At 60.8% G+C, this 6,037-nt stretch carries 3 protein-coding genes and 2 tRNA genes; 1 reads left to right on the forward strand and 4 read right to left on the reverse strand.

The window, feature by feature from the left end:
- Positions 1-151 precede the first annotated feature (151 nt).
- The 4 genes from HU811_RS23805 to HU811_RS23820 form a co-directional block, all read right to left on the reverse strand.
- Positions 152-1,435, reverse strand: coding sequence for a virulence factor family protein (locus HU811_RS23805; protein WP_186658409.1), 1,284 nt, complete (start codon positions 1,433-1,435; stop codon positions 152-154).
- Positions 1,435-4,077: a bifunctional lysylphosphatidylglycerol flippase/synthetase MprF gene (gene mprF / locus HU811_RS23810; RefSeq protein ID WP_186658411.1), complete on the reverse strand. Its 2,643-nt coding sequence runs from the start codon at positions 4,075-4,077 to the stop codon at positions 1,435-1,437. Before mprF ends, HU811_RS23805 begins: the two co-directional genes overlap by 1 nt.
- A gap of 152 nt (positions 4,078-4,229) precedes the next feature.
- Positions 4,230-4,306 (reverse strand) — tRNA-Met (locus HU811_RS23815).
- A 255-nt stretch (positions 4,307-4,561) separates the two neighbouring features.
- Positions 4,562-4,638 (reverse strand) — tRNA-Met (locus HU811_RS23820).
- 280 nt (positions 4,639-4,918) lie between these two features.
- Here HU811_RS23820 and dinB point away from each other — a divergent pair.
- Positions 4,919-5,980, forward strand: coding sequence for a DNA polymerase IV (gene dinB, locus HU811_RS23825; protein ID WP_076386106.1), 1,062 nt, complete (start codon positions 4,919-4,921; stop codon positions 5,978-5,980).
- Positions 5,981-6,037 lie beyond the last annotated feature (57 nt).

A 6,037-nucleotide genomic window follows, 5' to 3' on the forward strand; every position in this document is an offset into this window, starting at 1 on the left:
CCTGTGGCGAGGGGATTTATCCCCGCTCGAGTGCGAAGCACTCGCACAGGTCATGAACCCAGGAAAATCCAGAGGGTTGCTTCGCAACCCAATGGGGATAAATCCCCTCGCCACATTAGGTTCGCAGCGTTCACAAAAAACCAGGCTCAGTTCACTGTTCGGCACCTTTGTGCTGCCGCTTATTGATTTCGTCCACCAGGCGCTTGGCCAGTGCTGGGTAGTTCTCGTCGAAATGATGGCCACCCGGTAGCTGGATGGCTTCGCCCACCGCGGTCTTGTCGGTACAGCCACTTTCAGCCGCTTCTTCTACGCCGTAGATGCACACCACTTTGTCGGCGGGCAGCTTGGCCATTTCCGGGCCCGTGGCGGCTTCGGTGCCGGCATTGCCGAGCCAGCCTTCGACTTCGATCTCGAAGCTGCCGGTGCGCGCGAAGGCCAGCAGGATGATTGCGTCGACCCCTTGCTGCTCGCTGGCCGGAAGGCGATTGTAGATGGCGGGCAGCACGTCGGCGCCAAAGGAATAACCGGTCAGGATGAAGCGCTTGGTGCCCCAGACCTGACGGTAGTGCTGCATCAGTTCGGTGAGGTCCTGGGCGCTTTGTTCCGGGCTCTTGTGCTGCCAGTAGTAACGCAGGGTGTCGATGCCGACGACCGGATAACCGATCTTGGCCATTTCTTCGGCCACGTCCCGGTCCAGGTCCCGCCAGCCGCCGTCTCCGGAGAGAAACAGCGTCACGGTGTCCCGGGCCTGGCTGGCGGGCACTTCTACCACGGGAATGCTCAGGCCGCCCTGGTCGGTGCCTACCAGGATCTTGTGCAGTTCGTTGTTCAGCACCTGTGGCAGGTTGATGTCGTAGTTGCTGATGCTGGTTTCAGCGTTCGGTTGATCCCGTACGAAACCGGCGCTGGTGTCGTCGGGGTTGTCATTCCAGGCCACCAGCCAGTGGCCGTGGGCCGCGCTTTTAGGCAGCAGGTGGGTGCAGCCGGGTTTTTCCAGGGCCAGGTCCACCGACACGGCCTGGGCCTTGTCGTTCTTCTGCTCGGCCAGCCAGCGCCAGGCCAGCACGGCTCCGGGGCCGATACCGCTGACCAGCGTCGCCGGCCCCTGGAGCTGCTTCAGGCCGGCCTGCAGGGCACGGCCTTGCAGCATGCAGTCCTTGGGCAGGATCACTTGGACGATCTGCGCCGAGCCGCTGCGGCTGAGGGTCAGCAATTGCGTGTCGCTGAGTTTCTGGTCTTCGTTGACCGCCACCAGCACATGGGCGCGGGGCGGGGTGCCGGGAGTGATCCGGGTCATGGGGGCACCGTCGACCGGCGACAGCTGTTCAAGTGTTGGTTGCGGGGCAGGGCGGTTCCAGTACCAGTAACCGCCACCGAGAATCACCGCCAACACCAACAGGGTGGCCACTACGTATCGCCAGGAGCGTTGCATCATCAGCGTTTCACCAATCCAGTCAGGCCGCCTGCAATCAGGGCGGCGGTATCGGCCAGGGCTACCAGCGGATCAAGTCCGGCGGGCACGGCCATGTAACGAGGTTCCCAGTCAGGCTGGAATTTATCTTTGAAGCGGCGCAAGCCCTGGAAGTTGTAGAGCTGTTCGCCACGGCGGAACACCATCGAACCCAGGCGCTGGGTCAGCGGTGCGCCGCGTCGCGGTTGCAGGCCCGACAGGGGGACCATTCCGAGGCTGAAGCGGGCATAGTCGTGGGCTTTGTAATGCTGAATCAGCCCGACCATCATGAATTCCATGGTCAGTTTCGGGGCGTCGGGATGGGCGCGCATCAAGTCCAGGCTGGCCAATTCATGGCTGTGCGTCTCCAGCAGATTGGCGAATGCCACCGGACGGCCTTCGAAACGAATCACTGCGATGCGAAAATGCTTGAGGTAGTCATCACTGAAGCGGCCCAGTGAAAAGCCCTTCTCCCGCACGTTCTTGCCGGTCAGCCAGGCGTCGGAAATGACCTTCAGTTCATCCATTGGCGCCTGGCCCGGTTCGTGGATCTCCAGCGACAGACCGTCCCGGGTGCCGCGGTTCCAGGTGTAGCGCAAGTCCTTCATCTCTTTGCCCTTGGCTTCGAGATCGAAATGTTTGAGGTCGACCCGTGCTTCTTCACCCAGCTTGATCGCCGTCAGGCCGATATCCATGTAGTACGGCAGGTTTTCGGCGCGCACTTGGTAGAACACCGGACGCGCATGATGGGTATCGCACAGGTCGCGGAACTGCCAGATCATTTCAGCGCGTTGCTGGGTGGGGCCGATCGGGTCGTACAACGCCACCAGACTGCGGCCACGGCGGGCATACATCAGAAACGCTTCGTCGTTGGGGTGAAACAGCAGTGCCTTGTCACCGGTCAAGGCCAGGCCACCGTCGGGCTGCGAAGAGGCCATGAGAATCTTTTTGGCTCGCTCCAGTTCTTCTGCCGCCGGCAGCTGGATCACCGGTCGGGCGGTACGCAGCAGCCAGGTCAGGGACACCGCCACCAGCAGCACCGCCGCGCCCAGCAGTGAGCGCAGACCTCTAGGGGCGTCGGCATCGAGGGTGAATTGCCACCACAGTTCATGGCTGTAGGGCACGTCCTGGTAAGCAAACAGCAGCAGCCAGATCGACGCACCGAGCACGCACAGGCTGGCAATCAGAAACAGCGGCGAAAATGGCAGCTCGGTCAGGCGACTCGGACGATAAAACGAACGTCGGAACACCGCCAGCAAGCTGGCCGTCAGCGTCAACAGCGTGGCCTCTTCCCAATCGAAGCCCTTGAGTAGTGAGAGCAGGGCGCCCACCAACAGTAAAACGGTGGTCAGCATCCAGGCGGCGGACAAGCGACGGCGCAGGCCCTGGGCGAGCAACAGGCACAACACGCCTACAAGGCTGGCGCCCAGGTGCGAGGCGTCCACCAGCCGATGAGGGATCAGGAAACCAATGTGCTCCAGGCGCGTATCAATCTCCGGGGTCACACCGGAAAACAGCAGCACCACGCCCGAGAGGAACACCAGCACCGCCAGGATCGGCGCCGCCAGGCCCGAGGCAACCCGCAGGGACTGACGGGTCTGGAACAGCCGTTGCGCTTCATTGATCAATAGCAGCACACAGGCCACCAGCATCGGCAACAGCACGTAGATCAAGCGATACAGAAGCAGCGCGGCGGCCAATGGCGCGGCCCCCAGTTTGTCGGCAAAGGCCGCCAGCAGGATCGCCTCGAACACCCCGACCCCGCCGGGTACATGACTGAGCACGCCGGCTGCCAGCGCCAACAGGTACACCAGCAGGAACGCGCCGAACGGTGGTGTTTCGGGCAACAACACGTACAGCACCGTGGCGGCCGCCGCGACATCCAGCGTGGTGATGATCAGTTGCAGGAGCGTCAAGCGCCGGCCCGGCAGGCGCAGGGTGCGGCGCCCGGCCTTGACCAGCAGGCTGTCCCGATAGGGCTGTTCTGGCAGGCGCCGACGGTAGATGCCAATAGCCAGCGCACAGGTGAGCAGGAGCACCGCCACGCAGATCGCTCCCAGCCAGGTGGCCGGCAAGTGCAGGGCGGCGGAAGCGGCGGGCAGATCACTGAGGGTTGCCAGAGCCGCCAGCGGCGGCAGTGCACAGCCCAGGGACAGGCTGGCGAACAGTGTCATGTGGGCGACATCCGTCGCGCCCAGGCCCTGGCGGGCATACAGCCGGTAGCGAACCGAGCCCCCCGACAATAACGAGAGTCCGATGGCGTTGCCGATCGCAAAAGCGCTGAATCCACCCAGGATCAGCGTTTTCGCGGGCAATTTCACACCGGCATAACGGCTGGCGGACCATTCATAGCCCAGCAAGATGACGAATCCGACGACAGTTGCGGTGACGGCGCCGAGCAGGGCTGAGCGCGGCACCTGCATGATCGAGTCGTGCAGAGCGTACAGATCGAGCTCGTTCAGCAGGTGGCGACAGGCAATCAATGCAAGGGCGAACAGCAGCAGCGTAATGGCGAGGCCGATAGGCTGACGGTACTGGCTGATACGCTCCAGCCAGCGCAAGCGCCCGGCCTTGATCGGTTGTACCGCAGTAACAGTGTCTTGTGGGGCCGACGAGTGAGCGCGCATCAATCACCTCTTGAACTATGCGCGACAGGATGGGGGCAACCTGCTCAGTTACCAATCCCTGCTGAAAAAAATAATTACAAAATATTTGTTATGAAAGCTTTTTTCGACAGGCACAAAAAAGGCCACTCTTTCGAGTAGCCTTTCTTGATGTTTGGTTGCGGGAGCCGGATTTGAACCGACGACCTTCGGGTTATGAGCCCGACGAGCTACCAGACTGCTCCATCCCGCGTCTGTGTGGCGGCATTCTACAGGCGAACGCCTGAGTGTCAACCGTTAAAAGGTGGTGAGGTCAAATAAACGGCCAATTCGTCGCCGACCGAGCTAAACACAAGAAATCAAAAGGAAATTGTCCTACAAGCAGGCCGTCTGCATTGCGTCGCCGTGGGGCTGGGCGAGGTTCGCATGCCTTCTCTTCACGACACCTTGCTCAAAAAACAAACGGCCACAAAAAAGGCCACTCTTTCGAGTAGCCTTTCTTGATGTTTGGTTGCGGGAGCCGGATTTGAACCGACGACCTTCGGGTTATGAGCCCGACGAGCTACCAGACTGCTCCATCCCGCGTCTGTGTGGCGGCATTCTACAGAGGATCGGCTGGCTGTCAACCCTGGCGCGAGGAAAATCTGTTCAGCTTCAATTGCTTAGCCTAAGTCATGGGCATTGTGACAGCGCTGTGACGCAAGCCTGGCAAGGGCTGGCGCTCTATTGGACGCTTCGCTGCGATTGAAGAAATAAATTCAGGTGGGTTTTTCCAGTCGCAGTGAAGGATTTTTCAACTACTGGTGCTATATACAGTTGTCGGTGCGATACTGGCGTCCCGACTCGTCGCACATCCGCTTCTCTTATGACGCAACGCAAAATCATCCACGTCGACTGTGACTGCTTCTACGCCGCTATCGAGATGCGCGATGACCCGCGGCTGGCCGGCAAGCCCTTGGCGGTGGGTGGTTCGGCGGACCGGCGCGGGGTCATCGCGACCTGTAACTACGAGGCCCGGGCCTACGGTGTGCGCTCGGCCATGTCATCCGGACATGCCTTGAAGCTCTGCCCCGACTTGACCATCGTCAAGCCGCGGATGGACGCCTACCGGGAGGCGTCGAAGGAAATTCATACGATCTTCAGCGATTACACTGACTTGATCGAGCCGCTTTCTCTGGATGAGGCCTACCTGGATGTCTCCGCCAGTGCCCATTTCGGAGGGAGTGCCACCCGCATCGCCCAGGACATTCGGCGACGGGTTTCCAATCAACTGCACATCACGGTGTCCGCTGGCGTCGCCCCCAACAAGTTTCTGGCCAAGATCGCCAGCGATTGGAAAAAGCCCAACGGTTTGTTCGTCATCACCCCGGATCAGGTCGAAGACTTCGTCTCGGCCCTGCCTGTGAGCAAGCTGCATGGGGTGGGCAAAGTGACCGCCGACAAACTGAATCGGCTCGGCATTGTCGACTGCCTGCAGTTGCGTCAATGGGACAAGCTGGCGCTGGTGCGCGAATTCGGCAGTTTCGGTGAGCGACTCTGGAGCCTGGCTCGTGGGATTGATGAACGTCTGGTGCACAATGACAGCCGAAGGCAGTCCATCAGTGTGGAAAACACCTACGACGTCGATCTGCCTGATCTGACAAGCTGCCTCGATAAGTTGCCGGAGCTGATGCAGTCCCTGAGTGGGCGCATCGCACGGATCGACAGTAGTTATCGACCGGGCAAGCCGTTCGTCAAAGTGAAATTCCACGACTTCACTCAGACCACTCTGGAGCAGGCTGGGGCAGGGCGCGATCTGGGCAGTTATCAGTTGTTATTGACCCAGGCGTTCAACCGCGGCGGCAAGCCGGTGCGGTTGTTGGGGATAGGGGTACGGCTGGAGGATCTGCGAGGCGGGTTTGAGCAGTTGGAGTTGTTTGAGCGGTGAGGCTGCCACTTACATGAAGGCCTTGCCGGCTCTTGTGGCGAGGGAGCTTGCTCCCGC

Source organism: Pseudomonas tehranensis, from assembly GCF_014268615.1.
Taxonomy (GTDB): Bacteria; Pseudomonadota; Gammaproteobacteria; order Pseudomonadales; family Pseudomonadaceae; genus Aquipseudomonas; species Aquipseudomonas tehranensis.

What these genes read in the sequence shown, in the direction of transcription:
- HU811_RS23805 (WP_186658409.1), bottom strand. Translation starts at nt 1,435, where the DNA reads ATGATGCAACGCTCCTGGCGATACGTAGTGGCCACCCTGTTGGTGTTG.
- dinB (WP_076386106.1), top strand. Translation starts at nt 4,919, where the DNA reads ATGACGCAACGCAAAATCATCCACGTCGACTGTGACTGCTTCTACGCC.
- mprF (WP_186658411.1), bottom strand. Translation starts at nt 4,077, where the DNA reads ATGCGCGCTCACTCGTCGGCCCCACAAGACACTGTTACTGCGGTACAA.